At 63.6% G+C, this 21,949-nt stretch carries 18 protein-coding genes and 1 tRNA gene; 14 read left to right on the top strand and 5 right to left on the bottom strand.

Annotation, left to right across the window (positions count from 1 at the left end; all coding sequences use genetic code 11):
- Nucleotides 1–2: 2 nt before the first annotated feature.
- From FYJ85_RS03435 to FYJ85_RS03415, 5 genes are all read left to right on the top strand, one after another.
- Nucleotides 3–893 (top strand): 4-deoxy-4-formamido-L-arabinose-phosphoundecaprenol deformylase, encoded by an 891-nt coding sequence (locus FYJ85_RS03435; RefSeq protein ID WP_154416992.1) that lies wholly within the window; start codon nucleotides 3–5, stop codon nucleotides 891–893.
- Nucleotides 894–982: 89 nt separating this feature from the next.
- Nucleotides 983–1,435: an NADH-quinone oxidoreductase subunit NuoE family protein gene (locus FYJ85_RS03430; protein ID WP_106054795.1), complete on the top strand. Its 453-nt coding sequence runs from the start codon at nucleotides 983–985 to the stop codon at nucleotides 1,433–1,435.
- The gene (locus FYJ85_RS03425) at nucleotides 1,432–3,156 is read left to right on the top strand and encodes an NADH-ubiquinone oxidoreductase-F iron-sulfur binding region domain-containing protein (RefSeq protein WP_154416991.1); all 1,725 of its coding nucleotides are present in this window, start codon (nucleotides 1,432–1,434) and stop codon (nucleotides 3,154–3,156) included. The genes FYJ85_RS03430 and FYJ85_RS03425 overlap by 4 nt, the downstream gene beginning before the upstream one ends.
- Complete coding sequence (locus FYJ85_RS03420; protein WP_158704221.1) at nucleotides 3,153–5,180, top strand: FAD-dependent oxidoreductase; 2,028 nt, start codon at nucleotides 3,153–3,155, stop codon at nucleotides 5,178–5,180. Before FYJ85_RS03425 ends, FYJ85_RS03420 begins: the two co-directional genes overlap by 4 nt.
- Nucleotides 5,181–5,288: 108 nt before the next feature.
- The gene (locus FYJ85_RS03415) at nucleotides 5,289–5,450 is read left to right on the top strand and encodes a hypothetical protein (protein ID WP_154416990.1); all 162 of its coding nucleotides are present in this window, start codon (nucleotides 5,289–5,291) and stop codon (nucleotides 5,448–5,450) included.
- On the opposite strand, the gene FYJ85_RS03410 is transcribed toward FYJ85_RS03415, so the two are convergent.
- Nucleotides 5,434–6,174 (bottom strand): class I SAM-dependent methyltransferase, encoded by a 741-nt coding sequence (locus tag FYJ85_RS03410; protein ID WP_106054798.1) that lies wholly within the window; start codon nucleotides 6,172–6,174, stop codon nucleotides 5,434–5,436. The two genes, FYJ85_RS03415 and FYJ85_RS03410, sit on opposite strands and share 17 nt — an antisense overlap.
- A gap of 38 nt (nucleotides 6,175–6,212) precedes the next feature.
- Nucleotides 6,213–7,625, bottom strand: coding sequence for an RNA polymerase factor sigma-54 (gene rpoN / locus FYJ85_RS03405; RefSeq protein WP_106054799.1), 1,413 nt, complete (start codon nucleotides 7,623–7,625; stop codon nucleotides 6,213–6,215).
- Here rpoN and FYJ85_RS03400 point away from each other — a divergent pair.
- Genes FYJ85_RS03400 through FYJ85_RS03370 form a run of 7 tightly spaced genes read left to right on the top strand, consistent with a single transcriptional unit; the run spans nucleotide 7,624 to nucleotide 13,905 of the window.
- A complete protein-coding gene (locus tag FYJ85_RS03400; RefSeq protein ID WP_154416989.1) occupies nucleotides 7,624–7,824 on the top strand; it encodes a hypothetical protein in 201 nt (66 codons plus the stop codon). The two genes, rpoN and FYJ85_RS03400, sit on opposite strands and share 2 nt — an antisense overlap.
- The gene (locus FYJ85_RS03395) at nucleotides 7,812–8,630 is read left to right on the top strand and encodes an MBL fold metallo-hydrolase (protein WP_106054800.1); all 819 of its coding nucleotides are present in this window, start codon (nucleotides 7,812–7,814) and stop codon (nucleotides 8,628–8,630) included. The genes FYJ85_RS03400 and FYJ85_RS03395 overlap by 13 nt, the downstream gene beginning before the upstream one ends.
- Nucleotides 8,617–9,636, top strand: coding sequence for a serine/threonine-protein kinase (locus FYJ85_RS03390; RefSeq protein WP_106054801.1), 1,020 nt, complete (start codon nucleotides 8,617–8,619; stop codon nucleotides 9,634–9,636). The genes FYJ85_RS03395 and FYJ85_RS03390 overlap by 14 nt, the downstream gene beginning before the upstream one ends.
- A 23-nt stretch (nucleotides 9,637–9,659) precedes the next feature.
- Nucleotides 9,660–11,297 (top strand): sensor histidine kinase, encoded by a 1,638-nt coding sequence (locus FYJ85_RS03385; RefSeq protein WP_154416988.1) that lies wholly within the window; start codon nucleotides 9,660–9,662, stop codon nucleotides 11,295–11,297.
- Between the two features lies 1 nt (nucleotide 11,298).
- Entirely contained in the window at nucleotides 11,299–12,522 is a 1,224-nt protein-coding gene (locus FYJ85_RS03380) for an MFS transporter (protein ID WP_154416987.1), read from the top strand.
- A 22-nt stretch (nucleotides 12,523–12,544) separates the two neighbouring features.
- A complete protein-coding gene (locus FYJ85_RS03375; protein ID WP_154416986.1) occupies nucleotides 12,545–13,405 on the top strand; it encodes a hypothetical protein in 861 nt (286 codons plus the stop codon).
- 50 nt (nucleotides 13,406–13,455) lie between these two features.
- On the top strand, nucleotides 13,456–13,905 hold the full coding sequence (locus FYJ85_RS03370; protein WP_106054805.1) for a protease inhibitor I42 family protein: 450 nt from the start codon (nucleotides 13,456–13,458) through the stop codon (nucleotides 13,903–13,905).
- A gap of 10 nt (nucleotides 13,906–13,915) precedes the next feature.
- On the opposite strand, the gene FYJ85_RS03365 is transcribed toward FYJ85_RS03370, so the two are convergent.
- The 3 genes from FYJ85_RS03365 to FYJ85_RS03355 form a co-directional block, all read right to left on the bottom strand.
- The gene (locus tag FYJ85_RS03365; protein ID WP_154416985.1) at nucleotides 13,916–15,553 is read right to left on the bottom strand and encodes an N-acetylmuramic acid 6-phosphate etherase family protein; all 1,638 of its coding nucleotides are present in this window, start codon (nucleotides 15,551–15,553) and stop codon (nucleotides 13,916–13,918) included.
- A gap of 58 nt (nucleotides 15,554–15,611) precedes the next feature.
- Nucleotides 15,612–17,189 (bottom strand): LamG-like jellyroll fold domain-containing protein, encoded by a 1,578-nt coding sequence (locus FYJ85_RS03360; protein WP_206212948.1) that lies wholly within the window; start codon nucleotides 17,187–17,189, stop codon nucleotides 15,612–15,614.
- A gap of 391 nt (nucleotides 17,190–17,580) precedes the next feature.
- Nucleotides 17,581–17,664 (bottom strand) — tRNA-Leu (locus FYJ85_RS03355).
- A gap of 154 nt (nucleotides 17,665–17,818) precedes the next feature.
- Between FYJ85_RS03355 and hflX the strand changes: the two genes are divergently transcribed.
- Nucleotides 17,819–19,108, top strand: coding sequence for a GTPase HflX (gene hflX / locus FYJ85_RS03350; RefSeq protein ID WP_106054808.1), 1,290 nt, complete (start codon nucleotides 17,819–17,821; stop codon nucleotides 19,106–19,108).
- Nucleotides 19,105–21,948 carry a tetratricopeptide repeat protein gene (locus FYJ85_RS03345; protein WP_154416983.1) on the top strand — a complete coding sequence of 948 codons (2,844 nt, stop codon included), beginning with the start codon at nucleotides 19,105–19,107 and terminating at the stop codon, nucleotides 21,946–21,948. The genes hflX and FYJ85_RS03345 overlap by 4 nt, the downstream gene beginning before the upstream one ends.
- Nucleotide 21,949: the final 1 nt, after the last annotated feature.

Raw genomic sequence — 21,949 nt, 5'->3', positions numbered from 1 at the left:
CGATGAAAACGATTGCGCTCCGCATCGATGTGGATACCTGCCGCGGCACCGGCCGCGGCGTTCCGCGTCTCTGCGGGATATTGAAGAAACACGGCGTCCGAGGGACGTTTTACTTTTCGGTCGGACCGGACAACATGGGCCGCCATTTGTGGCGGCTGCTGAAACCGTCGTTCCTCTGGAAGATGCTGCGTACCGACGCGGCCGGGCTCTACGGACCCGAAATCATCCTGATGGGAACCGCCTGGCCCGGACCGAAGATCGGGAAGAAATATGCGGATGTGATCCGCAGCACGATGGAGGCCGGCCACGAGATCGGCTTTCACGCCTGGGATCACCACAAGGCGCAGGCGAAGCTCATGAAGATGAGCGCGGCCGAAATGGCGAACGAGCTTGAGAAGGGGCTCGCTTTCCTGGCCGGGGTGACCGGCGGAATCGTGCGGACCAGCGCCGCGCCGGGGTGGCGGGCCAATGCGCAGCTGCTCGAGGTCAAGATGCGCTTTCCGTTCGAGTACAACAGCGACTGCCGCGGCGTCTCTCCGTTCTACCCGGTGGTGGACGGGAAGCGGCTCGGGCAGCTTCAGATTCCGGTCACGCTGCCGACTTATGACGAAGCGCTCGGGCGCGACGGGGTCACGAACGAAAATTACAATGACCGCCAGATCGGGCTGCTCTCCGAAGAGCGCCCGAATGTGCTGACCGTCCATGCGGAGGCCGAGGGCGGCAAATGTGCGCCGATGTTCGACGAGTATCTGACGCGGGTGATCGCGGCGGGGTACGAGGTGATTCCGCTCGGCGAGCTTGCGGCCCGCGTGAAGGATGAGGCGCCGGAGGGCGAGATGGAGCTCGCCGAATTTCCCGGGCGCGAAGGCGTTCTCGCGGTCCAGAAAAGGTAGTTGCAGACAATCTAAAATGCAGTAGGGAGGGGGCTGCCGTGCCCGGCGGTCCGCTTCCGGAATAGGTGAAACAGGAGTTTCAAAGGGTAATGAATCAAAAGTACGCGTTTCTGGAGAAGGTCGGCCGGGAGCCGTCGAACCTCATCAAGGGGTTGCAGGCGGTTCAGGGGGTCGAAGGTTACGTCTCCGACGAAAGCATCGTCGCGATCGCCGACTACTTCGGCATCCCGGTGGTCGAGGTCGAGGGCGTGTTGAGCTTCTACGCTCAGTTCAAACGGGTCAAGCCGGGTAAATACAAGATTGCGGTCTGTGACGGCACCGCCTGCCATATCAAGGGTTCGACCCAGGTCGAGGAGTGGCTGACCCGCGAGCTCGGCATCAAGTCGGGCGAAACCGATGCGCGCGGACACTTCTCCCTCGAAACCGTCGCCTGCCTCGGCTGCTGCAGCCTCGCTCCCGTGATGAGCGTCAACGGCCGTGTCTACGGGAAGCTCGACCGCAAGAGCATGATCAAAATCCTGAAGGAGTACGAGAACAAATGAGCCAGGCGAAAATCAAGAAGATCCGGGTCGGCGTCGCAAGCTGCGGCGTGGCCGCGGGCGCCGATGCGGTGCTCGAACTCCTGCGTTCCCGTTCCGAATCGGTTCCGGTCGAAGGCACCGGCTGTCTCGGGCACTGCTATGCCGAGCCGATGGTCGAAGTCGTGCTCGACGGCGGGGATTCGGTTTTTTACCGCAATGTGAAGGCCGAAAACGGCTATATCGACAATATTCTTTCGCTCGGCGAGAAGGACCGGTTCGAGATTCCGCCGGCGCGCAAGGCGAAGGAGCTGATCAAGGTTCTGGCGCTGGCCGGGCGGATCGACCCGACCCGCTTCGAGGATTACGTCGAGAACGGCGGCTATGACGGGCTCAAGCGGGCGCTGTCGATGACGCCGGCCGAGGTAGTGAACGAAGTCAAGCTTTCGGGCCTGCGCGGCCGCGGGGGCGGCGGTTTCCCGACCGGCACGAAGTGGAGCTTCCTCGCGGCGAAGGATACGCCCGAGAAGATTCTGATCTGCAACGCCGACGAGGGCGACCCGGGCGCGTTCATGGACCGTTCGCTGATGGAATCGGTTCCGCACCAGGTTCTCGAGGGGATGCTGATCGCGGCTTATGCGACCGGCGCGACCAAGCTTTTCATCTACTGCCGCGCCGAGTATCCGATGGCGATCAAGCACCTGAAGATCGCCATCGCCCAGATTCAGGAGCACAAGCTCAATGTCATCGCCGGGCGCGAGCTTGAGATCATCATCAAGGAGGGAGCCGGCGCTTTCGTCTGCGGCGAAGAGACCGCGCTCATCGCGTCGCTCGAAGGGCAGCGCGGCACGCCGCGTTTCCGCCCGCCGTTCCCGACCGACCGCGGCTGGCAGGGCCATCCGTCGATGATCAACAACGTCGAAACTTTCGGCAACGTTCCGCTGATTCTGCGCGAGGGAGCGGCGGCGTTCGCTTCGATCGGCACCGAAGGCAGCAAGGGAACCAAGCTTTTCGCGCTGGCCGGCGACCTGAAGAATCCGGGTCTGGTCGAGGTTCCGATGGGGACCACGCTGCGCGAAATCGTTTTCGATATCGGCGGCGCGGACCCGGAGAAGGTCAAGGCGGTCCAGACCGGCGGTCCTTCCGGCGGCTGCATCCCGGTCGAGCTTTTCGATACGCCGGTCGACTACGACTCGCTCAAGAAGCTCGGCGCCATCATGGGTTCCGGCGGCATGATCGTGATCGGCAAGGACCGCTGCATGGTCGAGACCGCGCGTTACTTCCTCGACTTCACGCACCGGGAAAGCTGCGGCAAATGCACGTTCTGCCGCGTCGGCACGACCCGTATGTTCGAGACGCTCGAGCGCATCGTCGCCGGCAAGGGCGAGATGGCCGACCTCGAATTCCTCGAAGATATCGGCCCGAAGATCCGCATGGGATCGCTCTGCGGCCTCGGACAGACCGCGCCGAACCCGGTTCTCGCCACGCTGCGCTATTACCGGCATGAGTACGAAGCGCACGTGAAGGATCATCAGTGTGACGCGCTGCAGTGCAACGCGCTCGTCGACATGTACCTCGACAAGACGAACTGCATCAAGTGCAAGCTCTGCATCAAGACTTGTCCGGTCGGCGCGATTTCCGACGATTTCGTGATCGACAACGACAAATGCACCCGCTGCAACGCCTGCAAGGACGTCTGCCCCAAGAAGACCATTCACCGGGTCAAGAAAGGTTCCGAACAATGAGCATCGAATTTATTCTGGACGGCCGGACGGTTACGGCGGAACCCGGCCAGACCATCCTTGAAGTTGCGACCGCGAACGGAATTAAGATTCCGACGCTCTGCCGCGAAAGCCGTATCTCCAAAACCACCAGCTGCTTCGTCTGCGTGGTCCGTGACAGGAAGACCGGCCGGTATATGCCGAGCTGCGCCGCGGTGCCCGCTCCGGGGCAGGAGATCGAGGCGTCGAGTCCCGAAGTGCTGGATATGCGCAAGACCGCGCTGTCGCTCCTGCTCTCCGAGCACACCGGTGACTGCGAGGCGCCGTGCACGATGGCCTGTCCGGCCCATGCGAATGTCGAAGAGTATGTCCGCGCCGGCCGCAAGGGTGAATTCCTGCACAGTCTGCAGATCATCAAGAAGCGGATTCCGCTGCCGATGTCGATCGGCCGCGTCTGCCCGCGTTTCTGCGAAAAGGACTGCCGCCGCAATGTCTACGGCGAGCCGGTCGCGATCAACGATTTCAAGCGCCTTGCGGCCGACCTTTATTACGATGAGTACATGGAAGAGCTTCCGGAGCTCACCGGGAAGAAGGTCGCGATCGTCGGCGCGGGGCCGGGCGGACTTTCCGCCGCGTACTATCTGCGTCTCGAGGGGATCGAATCGACGATTTTCGAAGCCCAGCCGAAGGCCGGCGGCATGCTGCGTTACGGCATTCCCGAATACCGTCTGCCGAAGGCGACGCTCGACCGCGAGCTCGCGCACTTTCCGAAGATGGGCGTCAAGTTCGAATTCGGCAGAAAACTCGGCGAAAACCTTTCGCTCGACGAGCTGAAGAGCAAGTTTGACGCGGTCGTCGTCGCGGTCGGCTGCTGGAAAGCTTCCGGTCTCCGCTGCGAGGGCGAGGAGCTGGCGAAGCAGGGCATCGAGTTCCTGTACGAAGTCGCCTCCAACGGCAACTCGGCGCCGAACCCGGGCAAGGTCATCGTGGTCGGCGGCGGCAATACCGCCATGGACTGCGTGCGCACGAGCGTTCGCCTCGGCAGCCCCGACGTGAACTGCTTCTACCGCCGTACCGAGGCCGAAATGCCGGCTGAGAAGATCGAGATTCACGAGGCGCGTGAAGAGGGTGTGAATTTCCATTTCCTCGTCGCCCCGGTCAAGGTCGAAAAGCGGAACGGCCGGCTGGTCATGACCTGCCGCCGCATGGAGCTCGGCGAACCCGACGCCTCCGGGCGCCGCAAGCCGGTTGAAATTCCGGGCAGCGAATTCGAGACCGAAGCCGACACCATCATCGCGGCGATCGGGCAGGGGACCGTCGTTCCGGACGGCATCCCGACCAACCGTTTCCGCAACGTCGACGTCAAGGAGAACAGCTGCTGCTTCGGCGACAGGCTTTATGCCGCCGGCGACTGTCTCTCCGGTGCGGCAACCGTGGTCGAAGGCGTCGCCTCGGGCCGCCAGGCCGCGCTCGAAATTGCGAATGAGCTGCTCGGCAGGGAGCTTCCTGTGGAGCATACCGTCTACGTCAGCCGCGGCAAGTGGCAGAATCTCGCGAAGGAGGACCTCGTTTTCCTGCGCGACGACGTCTCCGAAGACCCGCGCGAGCAGCAGAAGCTCATCAGCCTCGAGCTGCGCAAGAACTCCTTCAAGGAGGTCGCGGCGACCATGACGAAGGAGCAGATCATGCACGAAGGGCAGCGCTGCATCGAATGCAGCTGCACCGATAAGAAGGACTGCAAACTCCGCGAGCATGGCGATACCTACGGCTGCAAGGCCGACGCGATCAAGGGCAAGCGTCTGCCGGTCAGCTATGACATCCGCCACCCGTCCATCATTCAGGACCGCGGCAAATGCATCAAATGCGGCGTCTGCGTGAAGGTCTGCAAGGAGGTCGTCAACCGGACTCTCCTGTCGCCCAAGAAGCGCGGATTCTTCACCTGCGTCGGAACCGCCTTCGACAAGGGCTTCCCCGACAGCTGCGCTGAATGCGGCGAATGCATCAACGCCTGTCCGGTCGGCGCCCTCGACTGGCGCATCAAGAAGTAAGTTTTTGACTGTTCTGCGGGACTCGGAGGGGGCATTCGTCCCCCTTCGGGTCCCGCGGCGTATCTGCCCGGAGGCTGCGTGAATCCGGATCGGGGGGGAGAGACGCGAATGGCGGCGGAATCTCCGGATCGGCAGTTCCCGCACAGCGGTTCACCAGAACGCGAAACCGGAATCCGCCTGAATTACTTCGTTCCCGATGTCGGAAGGGGCGTCTGTTCCTGTCTGGCGGGATTCATCATGCAGAAGCCGGCGGTCAGGCCTGCTTCCTGACGGCCGAGAGGATCAGCATCATCGGGCGGCGCAGTTCGTCGCGCATGCCCGGCACGGTGTCGAGCAGCGCCGCTTCGGGCTGCGGTTCGACCAGCCCTGTGATTTCAAAGCCGGCCGCCAGCAGGCCGTTCACGTAGGCGGTCAGCGTCCGGTGATATTTGGCGACCGGCTCGCCGAGGAAGACGGCACTGCGTTTCCCTTCGATATAGTAGTTGTCAACCGGCCAGTGGAGCGGTTCACCCGCATCGCCGCGAATCCACTGCTGGCTGCCCTCGGCCGTAAAGACGGGGTGCTCTGCCGAGAAGACGAAACTGCCGCCCGGCAAGAGAGTCCGGGCGACCTTGCGGCAGATGTCGTCGAACGATTCGATGTAGTGGAATGCAAGGGAACTCAGCACCGCGTCAAACTGTTCCGGCGGGTAGTCGTAATCTTCGATCGGCATGCGGAGGAAACGGATGGCCGGCGATGGGAACTTCCGCCGGGCTTCATCCAGCATTTTTTGCGAAATGTCGATGCCGACCGCTGATGTTGCACCGTGCTCGATTGCGTATTGGCAGTGCCAGCCGAAGCCGCAACCAAGGTCGAGGATGCGCTTGCCGCGGAAGTCAGGAAGGAGTTTGCGCAATTCATGCCACTCCCCGGCTCCGCGCAGTCCTTCGGTCGACCGGGCCATCCGGCTGTATTTGCCGAAAAACGTCTCGTCGTCGTATTTGTTTTCTTTCATCAGGCAGCATGCTCCTTTCATGTTGGCCGGGACGGGGGTCAGATGTGCTGCCGGCGCAGGTTCGACGACGGAATTCCGAGCGCTTCGCGGTATTTGGCGACCGTGCGCCGGGCAACGGCGATGCCGCCGGCCTTCAGCATTTGCGCGAGCTGTTCGTCGGAGAGCGGTTTGGCCGGGGGCTCCTTCTGGATCAGCTCGCGGATTTTCTCCATGACCGCCCGGTTCGACAACTCGGCGCCGTCTTCGGAGGTGAAGCCGGCGCTGAAAAAGAATTTCAGCGGGAAAATCCCCTGAGGCGTACGGACATATTTATTGGCCACCGCCCGGCTGATCGTGGTCTCGTGCAGTTCGAGTTCCTCGCCGACCTGCCGCATGGTCAGCGGATGCAGCGCCTCGACGCCTTCCGCGAGGAAATCGCGCTGCGTCCGGGCGATGACCTCCGCGATGCGGACGATCGTGCTCTGGCGCAGTTCGAGCGCGCGCATGAGGTCCCTGGCCTGCTGGAGCTTTTCGCGCAGATAGGCGCGATCCTCGCCGGAGAGATCCGGCGTTTCGAGCATTTTAAGATAGCGCTCCGCCAGGAACAGGCGCGGCGCGGCGCCCTTGCAGGAGTGTACCGCATAGCCGTCGCCGGATTTCACGATTTCGACTTCGGGCGCCACGAATTCGGAGTGCTCCGGCGCGAGGGCCGAACCCGGAAAAGGGGAGAGTTTGCGCAGCTCCCCGAGACAGCCGTAAAGTTCGTCGAGCGAAATCCGGAGCGTTCTGGCCAGTTGCGGCAGATGATTCCGGGCGATCTCCTCGAGGTGGTGGTCGAGAATCTCTTCAAGCACCGGGGTCAGCGCGTTCTTGCGCCTGAGCTGGAGCTTCAGGCATTCGGGAAGGTCACGGCAGCCGACGCCGGGCGGATCGAATCCCTGCACGAGCTCGAGCGCTTTTTCGACGACTTCGACCGGCTCGCCGGTGGACATTGCGATGTCCGGCACGGTGCTGCGCAGATAGCCGGAGTCGTCGATGCCGCCGATGATCTCGGCGCCGACCCGCCGCAGGTTCGCGGGTGCGTCCGAAAGCGCCAGCTCCTGCAGCAGTTGTTCCTGCAGCGTCGGCGCATCGGTCAGCGAGTTGAGCAGATATTCGCGGCGTTCGGCGTCGTCGTCCCGGGCGCAGTTGTCGGAGGGCAGCGGCAGGTCGTCGCGCCATTCGTCGGCCTCGGCCGCTTCTGCATCGAAGTTCGCCTCGTCCTCGGCTTCGGCCGGGGCGGGGGGCTCGGGTTCCGGCAGGTCGTCGGCGCTTTCCGCCTCCAGCAGCGGATTGGCCGCCATCGCCTGCATCAGCCGTTCTTCGAGTTCGAGCAGCGGCAGGTTCAACAGTTCGAGGCTCTGGAGCTGACGCGCCGAGAGCTGCTGTTCCTGCCGTAAAGTTGTACTTAATGTTTGCTGATTTCCGGACATGGCGGTATATTATGAACAATGGTTGAAAAAACTTGCGCTTTCAGGCGAAAAACATTTGCTTTTTGCCCGAATAGAATTTAAATTTGAAAATGGTATTTTTCCAGCCGGAAACAGTATTTTTTCGTTAAAAAAACAAAATTCGCCGATATCCGGCGGTTTTTCAGAAAATCGGGACAAATTTCAGTCATGGTCAAGTTGAGTGTGCTCGGCAGCGGGAGCCGGGGCAATGCCCTCGTTCTCTCCTGCGAGGAAGGAGCGGTTATCGTCGACATGGGGTTTTCGCGGAAGGAACTCCGCTGCCGCATGGAAAAGCTCGGGATCGACCCTTCCGGAATCCGTGCCGCGCTCCTGACCCACGAGCACGACGATCATTCGAAGGGGTGCCGGGTCTTCTGCAACGAGTTGTCGATTCCGCTCTGCGCGGCGGGGCCGACTGCGGCCTACCTGAAACGGAAGGGCAAGCTTCCCGACCGCGTGCTTGAGTTCGAACCGGGGCAGGATTTCCATATCGCCGGCTTCGAAATCTCTCCGTTCGCGGTGCAGCACGATGCGGTCTGTCCGGTCGGTTTCGTGATCCGGCGCGGCGGCTGCACGGTCGGCATCGCCACAGACCTCGGGGACGTCAACGCGCTGGCCCGGCAGCGGCTCTGCGACTGCAGCGCGCTGATCCTCGAGAGCAACTACGACGCGAAGATGCTGCGCGATTCGGATCGGCAGATCTACCTGAAACGCCGCATTCTCGGCCGCCACGGCCATCTCGACAACGTGGTTGCGCTGAAGGCGCTCGAGGAGCTGCTGACGCCGCGGACTTCGGTGCTGATGCTCGCCCATCTGTCGAGCGAATGCAATTGCCCGGAGCTGGTCCGGAATCTGTTCGAGACGAAGCTGCGCGAGCTCGGGCGTACCGACCTGAGGTTCGAGGTGCTTTCGCAGGAGCGCCCGGTCGGTCCGGTCGACCTGTTCGACCACATGGTGGCGGAGGAGTACGGATATGCCGCAAACTGAAGGGGAAGAGCCGATCAAGGTGTTCTGCCGCGGCTGCAAGGCCAAGCTCGATATGACCGGGCTTGAGCCGTTCAGCAAGGTCGCCTGCCCCGAGTGCGGGACGGTGCTGCGTGTGCCGATGCGGTTCGAGCGTTATCTGCTCGAGTCGCTCTGCGGGCAGGGCGGCATGTCGTGCGTCTACCGGGCGATCGATCCGCAGCTGGCCAGGCGCGTCGCGGTGAAGATTCTGAATCCCTCCAACGACGACATCAGGGCGCAGGTCGTCAATTTTCTTGAGGAGGCGAAGGTCGTTTCGCGGCTGAGCCATCCCGGCATCATCCCGGTTTACAACTGCGGCGTCTGGAACGACCAGGCGTTCATGGCCATGCGGTATATGGACGGCGGCAGCCTCGAGCGTCATCTGAAGGCCGGCACACTGCCGAAACGGCCGCTGCTTCTGGCGCAGCTGGCCACGGTTGCCGAGGGACTGGCCTACGCCCGGAGCCGCGGCGTGGCGCATCACGACGTGAAGCCCGGCAATATCCTGCTGACGAAGGAGGGCGAAGCGAAGCTCGGCGATTTCGACCTTGCCGACGTTTCGGCAGAAAAAGGGTTCAGCGCGGTGCGGGGCGGCTTTGCAAGCCCCGCCTATGTGAGCCCGGAGCGGCTGTTTTTCGGCGCGGAGGATTACCGCGGCGATATCTTCAGCCTCGGGGCGACGATTTACGAGCTGCTCTCCGGCAATACGCCGTTCGGCACGGTCGGGGAGCCGGAGGACCTGCTGGACCGGCGGCACAAGAAGGCCTATCCGCCGCTGGCGAATCTGCCGGGCGGCTGTTCCTTCCTGCTGTCGGACCTGGTTGACCGCATGCTCTCCTATTCGCCCGAAGAGCGGCCGGAGTACGCGGAGATCATCCGGGTCCTGCGCCGCGAGGCGGACCCGCAGGCGGCGGAGCCGGAGCAGGGAACGGAAACCAGAGCGCTTTTCAGCCGGCTGCTGAAACGGTTCGGCAAAGGCAACTCATGACGGCGGAAGGAGTCTGACGCGCGATGAAGATAGTCCGAAAAATTTCGACGTGTATTTTTCTGCTCGGCTTTCTGTGCGGAGTCTGCGCGATTCCGATCGTGATTCTCGGATTGCCGGAGCTGACCAATATCTACCGCTCCCGGGTCGATACGAATCTCGGCGACTGGGTGGCGATTCTCGGCCTGGGCGGTGTGCTGCTCGGCTTTTTCATCACGGTCCTGATCCTGATCCGGGTGATCCGGCAGGTCGTGCTGCCGGTGCGCATCGCGGCGGAATTTGCGGACAAGCTGGCCAACGGCGAGTTCCCCGACCGGCTTTCGGAGGAGCGCAAGGCGAACGACGAAATCCAGACGCTGTACACGGCTTTGAACCTGCTCCGCGACCGGCAGCAGAATCTGAACAGCAAGCTCAAGCTGAGTCTGTCGCGCGAAGCGGACATGCGCCGGGGCGCCGAATCGTACAGTCTGCTCCAGCTCAAGATCATTGCGCGCATGCTGCCTGAAATGCGCATCCCGCTCGGCTCCATCAAGGGATTCAGCCGGATTCTGATGCTCGAACTCGAAAGCGGGAAGCCGGATCGCGCCGAAATCGGCCGGCTGCTCGAAGAGACCGGCCACCGCGTCGGCGCTCTCTCGCGCCAGATCGACCGCCTGGTCGACATCGCGGAGCTGGACCGCGACCGCTGGGAACGCGCCGAGGTCGTCGAATTCGACACGGCTGAATTCATGCGCGAACTGGTCGCCTTCAACCAGATTTCGCTGCAGGAGCGCGAGGTCATGCTGGTCAACCATTTTTCGGCGAGCGCGCCGGAGCGGCTCGTGCTCGACCGCGAGCTGCTGCACCAGCTGCTGATCATCATGATTCTGGCAGTCGGCCGGGCCGCTGCCGCCGGAGAGACGCTTGTGGTCTCCTGCCTGCACGAAGAGAACAAGATCATTTTCGAAGTGCGCGATTCGAAGCATGCGCCGCTGCGGGAGCCGCTGGCGGAGCAGTACCGCCGTTTCGAGGAGAGCGACGGGGCGGACGGCGTCGCGGCCGATGCCCTTTCGGTGCCGATCCTCGGGCTGGTGTTCGCACGGGATCTCGCCGCCAAGCTCGGCGGCGTGCTGCGGGTTTCATCCTCGGCGCAGGCCGGCGCCGTGCTCCGCTTCGAGCTCTCCGACAGCTGCGCGGCGACCGGCGGCGAGAGTCGCCGCGTGCACAGCAGCGGCCGTGCTCCGGTCAAGAGAGGCGCGCACGCAAAGGAGGAGCCGGAGGAGCCCGGGCAGGGGAGAGTGCTGCGTGTGCTGCACGGCACCGAAGTCGCCGATGCGCCGCTTCTGCTGCGGCGGCTGCTGGGCGCCGGAAACATCGAGGTCTGCAGTTTCAGCACGGCGGAGGAGCTGGTCGAACAGGCCGGGCAGGAGAGTTTCGACGGTTTGATCCTGTCGCCGACGCTGAAGAACTGCGAGCTGTCCGAGCTCATCGGGGAGCTGCGCCGGGTTTCGGGGCGGCGCGATTTGGCCGCCGTGGTCATCAGCAGCAGTTTCCCCGACGAATTGCGCAATGAACTTCAGATGCTCGACCGGGTTTTCCTGCTGAATGTTCCGGTGAATTTCGCTCTGCTCAGCCGGATTCTGCGCGAATCGGCCGGAGCCGGAAAGAGGACGCAGGCATCCTGAGATGAATCAGATTTCCGGCAGCTGGCAGCGCAACCTCGCGGTGGTGTGGCTTTCGCAGTTCATTTCGATGGCGTCGTTCAGTTCGGCTTATACGTTCATGCCGTTTTTTTTCCGCCAGCTCGGGGTTACCGGAGACGAGGAGCTCAGCCATTATGTCGCGCTCTTCAGCGTGGCCGGCAATCTGACTTTCTGCATTTTCGCCCCGATCTGGGGAATGGTCGCCGACGTCTACGGGAGACGCATGATGCTGATCCGCGCGAACTTCGGCGGCGCGCTCCTGATGCCGCTGCTGGCGGTCATCACATCTCCGGACCTGATCATCGTGCACCGGCTCTTCCTCGGCGCGCTGACCGGTACGGTTTCCGCCGCTCAGACGCTGATCATCAGCACGACGCCGAAGGAGCACCGCTCCTTCGCTCTCGGCGCGATTGCTTCGGCGTTGTTCGGCGGAATGATGGCCGGGCAGTTTCTCGGCGGCGGCCTGGTGCAGCGTTTCGGGTTCAACTGGACCTTTGCTGGCAGCGGCGTGCTGCTTTTCGTCTCCGGCATGCTCGTACTGATCTGGGGGCGCGAGAATTTCACGCGGACCGAGACGCTTCGGGAACGTGTCCGCAGCATCCGCTGGCGGATTCCGCGCTTCGGCGTGATCTGGTATCTGATGGTGCTCTTCATCTGCCTCGGGCTGGCGCGGGAGTTCGACAATCCGTTTCTGCCGCAGCTCGTGATGGAGATCATGGACCACAGCCCCGACGCGCTTTCGTGGAGCGGCTGGATCAGCGGATTCTGTTCTCTGGCCGGTATTGTTTCGGGGCTGCTGCTCGGTTTTCTGGCCGGAAGGCTGCCGTTCATCCGGGTGCTGGTCGCGGCGATCGTGATCGCGGCAGTTCTGCGGATCGTGCAGAGCATGAGCCACCATGTCGCCGGGCTGCTCGTCGAGCGTTCGCTGATGATTCTGGCGATCGGCGGCGTTGAACCGCTCTTTCAGGCGTGGCTGGCCGGCGCGACGCCGGAGCGCGAGCACGGCAGCTACTTCGGCTGGGCGGCCTGCGCGAAGGCGGTCGGCTGGATATCGGGCGCCTACCTCGGCGGCATCGTCGCCGGATGGTTCGGCACCGTCCGTTACGTATTTTTCGGGTCGGGACTGCTGTTTCTGCTCCTGGTTCCGCTGATCGTCGCGACGGCGCGGATCGTCCCGCCGAAAATCGCGCGGAAGAAGCGGGTTTGAGAAGAGGGGGAAGGGAGATCGTTTGGATTACCGTTTGTCCTTTTGCAACGGCCGCTCCATCGGCTGGAGCTCCTGCGGAGCGCGAAGCGCGCGGCTGCTGGCGAAGATCGCGGCGTGTTGCGGCTGGGAAAGCTTCGCGGGCGGGGTTCCGGCGGAGGCGGGCGCGTTTCTGCATGACGGCGCGCCGCCCGGCGATGTGCCGTCGCCGGCGCTGTGGCCGCAGCTCTTCCACGGTCTTTTCCGGGTGGTCCGGCCGGGGAATGCCGAACTGCATTTTTACCTCGAACGCGACCCGGAGACGCCGCGCGAGCTTCTGTTTTTCCGGCGCAGCATCTCGTTCCTGCCGCTGGCGTGGCTGCTGGCGGGGGACGATGCGGCGCTGGTGCACGGCGCCGTCGCCTCGAAAGGCAATCGCGGCATCCTGATCTGCGGCGCGAGCGGAGCCGGAAAGAGCACGAGCATCCGGCGGCTGCCCGATGCGGAGTGGGAGAAACATTGCGACGACGCGCTGCTGCTGATCCGGCACGGTTCCGGTTATTTCGCCCATCCTCTGCCGACCTGGTCGCGCTGGTTCCGCCGGTTGCCGGAGATTTGCTGCGAAGGCGGCCGGGCGGTGCCGGTGGACCGGGTTTTCCTGCTGGCGCAGTCGCAGCGCGACGCGGTCGCCGCACTGTCGCCGGTTCAGCAGGTGCTCGGCATCTCGCAGAGCTTTGTGTTTCTGCATTACATCCTGGAACAGGGAGTCCCGGCCGAAGAGGCCCGGGCGCTCAAGCTGCGGGGCTTTGAATTCGGCCGCCGCCTCTGCCGCGAACTGCCGGTGCGGCGGCTCGAAGCGACGCTGGACGGAGCATTCTGGAACTGTTTCGATTGCGGAAACAGCTGAGCCGTGCTATTGTATGAAAGAGTGAATTTACAGGAAGGAGGCTGTTCGATATGAAATATTTTCTGATTCCGGCCGCTGCCGTCTGCGCCGCTTTGTTCGCGGGCTGCGCTTCGCAGCCGTCCGAAGAGAAGGCGCTTGATTTCCCGGCGCCGTCGGTTACGCTGACGATTCAGGAATCCGGCGACGCAGTTCCGCTCCGGGTCGGCCAGTATGCGAAGATCACGCTGAAGGAGAATCCGACTACCGGTTACAGCTGGTACTTCAAGCTCGACAACGGCAAGCGCGGCCCGCAGCCGAAGAGCGGGCAGGCGGTCGAGCTGGTCGGAGAGCGTTATCTCGCGTCGAATACCCGGCTGGCCGGAGCGCCGGGTGTGCGCGAGGTCATGGTCAAAGCGGCGCGTCCGGGGTCGATCTACGTGGTCGGCAACTGCATCCGGGAGTGGGAGAAGAATCCGCAGCCGGAACAGACGGTCCGCTACCGGTTCGACGTGACCCGCTGACCGCCGTGCTTCAGCCGCGGCGGAGCCGGGCCAGGGTAAGCTGAACCGGCGACGGCTTCTCGCGGCCGCTCCAATCCTCCGACTCCATTTCGGCGGCGGTTTCGAAGAGGGCGAGGCACGCTTCGCGGTACGGAACTCCGCCGAGTTCGGAGACGAGCCGGATCGCGCGGTCGATCAGCTTCTTGTTCGAGATGCTGACCCAGCTCATCCAGTTCCCGGCCACCCGTCCGAGCCGTGCCATCGTGCCGGTCGAGATGGTGTTCAGCGCGAGCTTGAGCGCCATATGGTTCATGAGGTGGAGCGGGGAATCGGATGCTCCGGAGGAAATTTCGAGCTTCCGAATCACTTTCCACTGCTTCGCGGCCGCTTCAAGCGCGGCGTTGCCCGCGCTCCCGGCCACCTCGACGAGTATGGCGCCGGAGGCGGCGCCGGCGAACCGCTCCGGTGCGGGCTCGTTGCCGACTTCGAAGCGGTAGAGCGCCTCCGCATCGATCTGCGGCGGATTGTCGACGATCTTCTGAGGCGACTCCATGGCGATGTAGTCCTGCCGGGTCCAGTTCAGGCAGCGCGGCGCGCGGTGCAGCATGTTCCGCCAGGTGCCGCGCGTGGTGTGAAGCGGATTCTTGACGAAGGCCCACGGCATCGGGGAGGCGGTGTCGTCGTTCCGGCGGAACGGCGGCAGCATGAAGGTCGGGGAGCGTTCGGTCGTGTCGGTGAAGATGTCGAGCAGATAGTCGTCGGCAAGGTAGGTCACTTTGCCGCCGCCGCGGTAAAGCTCCGCTTCGAAGTCGATGGCTTCGGCGAGCTGCCGGACCGACTCCTCCGATTCGAGGTGGTCGAGCACGCGGCCGAATTCCGCCGCAAACTCCGGAGCCGGGCGCCCTTCCAGGCCGGCGAGGACGGTTTCGAGCAGCGCGCCGCCGACGAGCTGCTCGCTGGTTGTCGCCTGCATACGGGTTGAACCGGCCAGCGCCATCGGTCCGCAGGAGAGATCCAGCACCGTCACGCGCGGGTCGTCGATGACCTCGCGGCAGCGGACGAGCCGTTCGCGCAGCAGCGCGGCCGGATTGTTGAAGAGCAGATAGACCGCCGCGCCGCGTTCGGCCGACTCCTTGACCGTGCCGATGACCGAGCTGGTTTCACCGCCTTCGGTGATGGCCACGAGCATGTCCTTCGGGCCGATGCCGAGGTCGGCCGCCTGCCGCCTGCCGAAGTTCTGATAATCTTCGAACGCCTCGACCGACTTGACCAGTGCATAGTCGCCGCCGGTCATGATGCCGGCGGCCGCATCGGCGAGGGGATCGCCCGCCGGAGCAAAGTATTCGCGCCACATCGATTCGAGCAGGATGCTGAGCCGCCCGGTTGCGCCGCAGCCGGAGAAGACGATGCGCCCACCGTTGCGGACCGTGCGGATGCCGTCGTCGGCCATCCGGGCGAAGGCGGGGGACCCGAGAACGCGTTCGGCCATAGCGAGCACGTCGCGGTCCGGTTTCTGGAGTGTGCGGACGCCGTCGGCGGTTGAACGCGCGAAATCGGCTTCCATGCTGCGCGTTTTCGGGTTGGACTGTTCGGTCGGCAGGAAACCGAGGTGGAATTCGGTTTCGTTCTCGATGAAGTGTTCGGCGGCGGCCAGGGTTTCGGGTTTCATTTTTTATTTTCCATTCACGTGTGTTAAGTTGCGGTTGAATCCGTGTGCTGCGGAGAGATCAGGGTCTGGACGCGTCCGGCAGCAGGAAGTCGGTGTAGAACGTCCCGTGATCCGATGGGAAAAGCGCCTTGTGCGTGCCGAGGTAACGGCTTTCGACCGCCCGGGCTCCGAGCAGGTAGATGTAGTCGATCCGGGCCTGGAGCGTATAGGTCTGGTAACGGCCTCCCGGAACCGTGGCCCAGACGCACCAGGAGAGCGCCTCGTTCCGGCGGACATCCGGATTCAGCGCGCGGAAGGTGTCCGTGAAACCGGCCTCCTCCATGCGCCGGCTTACCGGCCAGTCGACGGCGAAACCGCGGTGAAGGTCCCGGTTCTCCTCGGTCCAGTCGAGGTGCGAGGCGACGTTGAAGTCACCCGCCACCACCAGCGGCACACGCGCGGCGTTGTCGCGGAACGGCTTGAGTTCTTCCAGAATCTGCCGGATCTCCGGCTCGCGGGTGGCCGCTTCTCCGGCGCGGAGCGATTCCGGAGTCGCTTTCCCTTCGGCGATCTGAGCGGCGAAGTCGGGCAGGTAGTTCAGCCACGATACGTTCAGCACCATCGAACGGCCGCTGCCGAAGTCGATCGCCGCCGCGCCGGAGTTGAACGGCTTGAAGATTTTGATCGCCTCCGCGATCGGATAGCGGCTCAGGATCGAGAGGTTGCTGCTGATCAGATAAAGCTGATAGTCCATTCCGTCGGCGAGGATCGCGCCGGAACCGTAGGTTTCGATGACTCCGATCACGTCCGGATCGATCGACTTCATGATTTCGACGATGCGCTGCGGGCCGACGTGCCTGCCGGTGTGGCGGCCGCCGTGCCAGATATTCCAGACCATGCAGCGGACCCGGTCGCCCTCCAGCACCGGGACCGGCCGGACCCGGCCGGGCTGCAGCGCGGCGAATTCGGCGGCGAGATCGGCATCGCTCCGCACCGTGTCGGAGAGGTACAGCTCGTCGATGCAGCCGTTGAACGCCTCGATCATGCCGGCGTCGCCCGAGTCGAACGAATCGTCGCTGCCGCCGAACACCGTCCATTTGCCGGAATCGAGCGGTCCGAGACCGTCGATGTTGTAGATGGCGACGCAGCGGCCGTCGTAGTAGAAGCGCGCGAGGCCGCGCCCGGTGTCGATGGTGAAGGCGAGCTGATGCCACGCGCCGTCGTTGATTTTCCGGAGGGGAGGCGCGTATTCAAAAGAGGTTTCGCCGCTGCGGAGCTTGACTGCCCAGCTGCCGTTCTCCCGGGCGAGAATCTGCCAGCCGGATTCCCGGAGCGTCCCGTTGGCGGCGATCGGCGTGCCCTGAATCGCGCCGGGAGCGCTTTTGACCCAGAGCGAGACGGAGAAATCCCGGTTGCAGGAGAACGGCGGCTCGATGCGCACCGGGCGGCGCTTTCCGGCTGCGGAACTGAGGTCCAGAGCCCGGCCGCGGACACCGTCGGCGAACGTGCTTTCGAGCTGGTCGCTCAACGCCCACGCCTTGTCAGCCGGCATGGCGCAGGTGTAAGGTTCGCCGTCGAACGACTGCCGCCACTCGGCGCCGTACAGAGTCGCCGCCGCGCAGCACAAGGCGGCGGCCCATCTTCCCGCATGATTCATGGCTTTTTCCTGTATATTGTGTCTGTTCCGATAAAATACCACGACTCGCGGCTGAATTCCACTCCGGCCGCCCGGAAATATTTCGCCGCTTGCGGCCGACGGAAATTTCCGCCGTGCCGGGAAAATTCCGCGAGGACATGCGATGGAATCTGTCGATGGCTCCATCGCCGGGAAATGGAACCGGCGCTTTTCCGCATTTTGCGTAGTTCGGGCTGTCTGCTTGTTTTCAGGTTCTCATTCAGCCGCCTGAGTTCATTGAGAATTCCGGAAAAACATCCGCCGGCAACGCCATCCCTTCGAAAAACTTTTTCGGCTGCAAAACTGCCGCAATTCAGCCCGTGAAAAAATAATGTTTTTATTGCAGGCAGTTCGTATATCTGAGGTTGAATTATGGTGCGCGAAGGGGGATTTGAACCCCCACGCCTTGCGGCACCGGAACCTAAATCCGGGGCGTCTGCCATTCCGCCATTCGCGCGTCCGGAGGCTTACTATAGCCCGGATTGCGGCTTTTCGCAATCGGGAGGGAGGGTTTTTCCATATATTTTCCGCCTTCCTTCTGGAAAATCCCGCGGAACGGTGTATTGTTAAGAAATGTGTAATCGTTTCCATCAGAAAGAATTTGTCCTCATATGATCGATATGGCAGAAGACTCCCGAAAGAAGGTCGAACGCGCTTTGCTCGTCGGCATCCGCACTCCGGATGAGACTGCGGCCGAGGTGGAAGAACATCTCGATGAACTGGCCGATCTGGTCCGGAATCTCGATATCGTTCCGCTCGAACCGGTCGTCGTCAATCTCCACTCCCCCATGCCGCAGTATTGCGTCGGTACCGGCAAGGCGCGGGAAATCGCGCAGCTGCTGCAGGAGTGCGAGGCCGACTGCCTGATTTTCGACAATCCGCTCACTCCGTCTCAGCAGCGCAACTGGGAGAGGCTGACCCATAGCTGCGTCATCGACCGCGAAGAGGTCATCCTCGATATCTTCGCCGAACGCGCTTCGACCCGCGAGGCCGTGCTTCAGGTCGAGCTCGCCCGCACCCGATATTCGCTGCCGCGGCTGACCCGTGCCTGGACCCACCTCTCCCGCCAGCACGGCGGCGGCGCGACGACCCGCGGCGAGGGCGAGGCGCAGATCGAAACCGACCGCCGGCTCCTGCGCCGCCGCATCCGGCAGCTCGAAGAAGAGCTCAAAACGGTCCGCAAACAGCGCGAAACCCAGCGCAAGTCCCGGCGGCGCAACCTCGTGCCGCACGGCGCGATCGTCGGCTATACGAATGTCGGGAAGTCCTCGCTGCTGCAGGCGCTCTCCGGTTCCGAGCTGCTGGTCAAGGACCAGCTCTTCGCCACGCTCGACCCGACGACGCGCCGGGTTCCGCTCGGGGAGAATCTCGAGGTGCTGCTGACCGACACGGTCGGATTCGTGCGCAAGCTGCCGCATTCGCTTGTCGAGGCGTTCAAGTCGACGCTGGAAGAGGCGGTGCTCGCCGATTTCCTGCTGCTGGTCCTCGATATTTCGTCCGGCCAGCTTGACGCCCAGTGGGAGACGACGCTCTCCGTGCTGAAGGAGCTCGGCGCCGATGAGAAGAAGATCATCGTTGTCTTCAACAAGCTCGATCTGCTGGACCGCGACGCGGAGCTTGTGCTGCTGGCCCGGCTGAACGGACTCTTTCCGGGAGCGTATTACATTTCAACCCATACCGGCGAGGGAGTCGATGCCCTGAAGGCGCGGCTGACCGCCATCGCCGCCGAGAATTTCCAGCTGCTCCGGGTCAAGCTTCCGCCCGGGCGGCACGATCTGGCCGCGCTCGCTCACGCCAGCGGCCGGATCTACGAGGAGCGCTATGACGAAGCCGGAGAGCTCGAGCTGGTTTTCACCATCGGCCCGGTGCACCGGCATAAATTTCTGGAGTATACGATATGAGACGCGTTATTTTGCTGGCTCTGCTGGCGGCCGCCGTGCCGTTTCTGTCCGGCGCCGCCAAAAATGCCTGGGACACCTGGCGGCAGGGATATGAAACTTACCTGAAAGGCGAGGCTTCGCGTGACCGCGGCGAGTATACGCGGGCGCTTGAGTTTTTTCAGAAATCGCTTGAACTGTATCGTGAAATCCAGCGGACGCGGCCGGATTGGGATCAGAACGTCATCCGGACCCGGATCGCCGACAGCGAGCGCGAAATCGCGAATGTCCGGAAGCTGCTCGGTGCCGAAGCCGCGCCCTCCGCACCGGAGCCCGAGGTTCCGGCCGCGCCCGGCGGCATCGACTTCGTCGAGCAGGAGAGCCGGAAGAACGAGCTCGAGCTTTTCCGCAAGAAGCTGTTCGACCTGACTGCGGAGAACGAGTTGCTGCGCAAAGAGAACGACCGGCTGAAGGCCAGCGAGGTCGATGCCCTGAAGCTGCTGCGGGAGCAGCGGGTATTGCAGGAGAAGTGTACGCTGCTCGAACAGCTGAACAAGGCGCAGGAGAGAAAACTGCAGGAGCCGGACGCCCGGCTCGAGGAGCTCCGCAAGCAGCTCGTCGAAGAGAAGCTGAATTCCGGGCAGCTGGCCAAGCGCCTGCAGCTGGCGGAGACGCGCGGCCAGAAGCTCGACAAGGACCTGATTGAACTCGACCGGCAGAAAAGCTTCGCCGAGGCGGAGTCCCGCAAAAGCGCGGCCGACGTCCTGCGCATCACCCGCGAACTCGAGGAGCTGCGCCGCTATAAGGACGATTCGGTCAAGCAGCTGGCCGCCGCCGAAGCCGCTGCCGCCGAAACCGGCCTGAAGCTCAAAACGGCCGAGGAGAGTCTGACCGCGCGCACCGCCGAGGTTACGGTTCTGAACCGCCGCCTCGCCGATGCCGTCAAAGGCGGCGGCTCCGGCCTGAGTGCGGAGATGCTGGCCGAGAACAAGAGACTCAAGGAGGAGGCCGCTGCTGTCGGGAAGGCGCTCGAAGCCGCCGCCGTCGAGGCGCTTACGCTGAAAAACCAGCATCGCGCCGCACAGCTTGAGCTGGTTCAGCAGCGCGAAGCGCTTCAGAGGATCGAAGTGCTCCGTCTTGCGGTCGAAAAGGAGAATGCCGCATTGACGAAGCAGCTTGAGCTCGAAAAAGCCTCCGGAGAGCTTTCGTCGGTTGAACTCAGGAACCTGCGCGAGCGCAACGTGAAGCTCGAGGGCGATATGAAAAGCTGGAGCGAGCGCTGCGCCAAACTCGAAGAGCAGCTGAAAAACCGCGATTCGGCCGTGTCGAAGAGCATCGAAGCGGGTGACGCCGCGAACCGCGAGCTGGCTGCGGAGATCAAAGCGCTCAAGGAGCAGCTCGCAACCCAGAACCGGGAGCTGAAAGTGCTGCTCGACCAGAAAAGTTCTCAGGAGAAGGCGCTGGCGGCCGCGACGACGGAGCTCGCCGGGAAGAAGTCCGCTCTCCTGCTTGCCGAAGAGAAGCTCAAAAAGGCCGGGGAGGGTCTGGCGCGGCTCGGAAAACTCGAGCCGGAGTTCAAGACGCTGCAGGTCAATTTTCAGGCGATGCAGAAGGAGCTTGCCGCCGGCCGCAAGGCGGCGGAGGAGCTGAATGCGTCGAAGACGGCGCTGGCGGCCGCGCAGACGCGGTTGAAGGAGCTGGAGGCCGTTGCCGCGAAGTTCCTTGCGGAGCAGAAGCGGAATCAGTCGCTGGCGGAGGAGGTCTCCAGACTGAAGGGTGAGCTTGAAGCGCGCCCGGTTGCCGCGGCGGTTCCGGCCGAACCGGTTCCGGCTGTTTCGGGCGTCGCCGCGCCCGCCGACCGGACGCCGGCGGAACTGCTTGCCGCCGGCCGCCGGGAGGAGGCCGCGGAACGTTGGGAGCTCGCGATCTGGAATTATGAGGCTGCGCTTGCCGCCGAGCCCGGCAACGCCGAGGCGGCGCTGCGGCTCGGCAATCTCTATCTGCGGCGCGAGGAGTTCGCCCGGGCCGAACCGCTGCTGGCGAAGGCGTCGGCCCGCAATCCGAACGATCCGGTGGTTGCCGCGGCCCGCGCCGAAGCGCTGATCGGACTCGGTAAATTCGGCAATGCGCTCGGTGTGCTCGAAACGCCGCTGAAGGAGCGTCCGAAGGATTTCCGGCTCCAGATGGCCCGCGCGAAAGCGTTTGCCGGCAGCGGACGGCAGACGGATGCCGCCGCCGGTTTCGAACTGGCGGCGAAGCTGGACCCGGCTTCGCCGGAGCCGCTGCTCGGCCTGGCCCGGCTGCGGCTGGCGGACGGTAAGGAGAAAGAGGCCGCCGAGTTCTACCGGCAGGCGCGGCTGCTCGGGGCCGGGCCCGATGCCGGGCTCGAACCGAAACTCGGCAAACAGCTCTCCGAGCAGCGCGAGCTGGCCGCCTTCATGTCGACCGCCGCGGCCGAGGCGGCCGCGAACGGCGACTGGACCAGCGCGCTCTGGTATTACCGCCAGCTCTCCGAGATCGATACCGGCAACCGGCTGCTGCCGCTGCAGATGGCCTTCGGACACATTCAGACCGGCAGCTGTGCGCAGGCGCTGGAGATCGTTGCCATGAATCCGGCTTCGGCCGAAAGCGACGCGGTGAAAATACTCGCTTACCTGAAGCAGAACCGTTTCGAGGAGGCGCGGAAGGCCGCCGAAGAGGCGCTGGCGCGCAGCGGCGGCAAACCGCTTGCACTCTCTCCCGCCTGGCCCGGACTCGGGGCGGAGCTTGAGGCGCAGAAGAAGCTGCCGGAGCTCGGCAAATCGGTGGCCGGCATGGCATGTGCGAAGCTGCTCGATAAACTTCTGCCTGGAGCAGAAAAGTGAT

The organism is Victivallis lenta (genome assembly GCF_009695545.1).
GTDB classification, from domain to species: Bacteria; Verrucomicrobiota; Lentisphaeria; order Victivallales; family Victivallaceae; genus Victivallis; species Victivallis lenta.
Note: the sequence above shows the minus strand (reverse complement) of the source record. Positions and strands in the feature narration are given on the sequence as shown.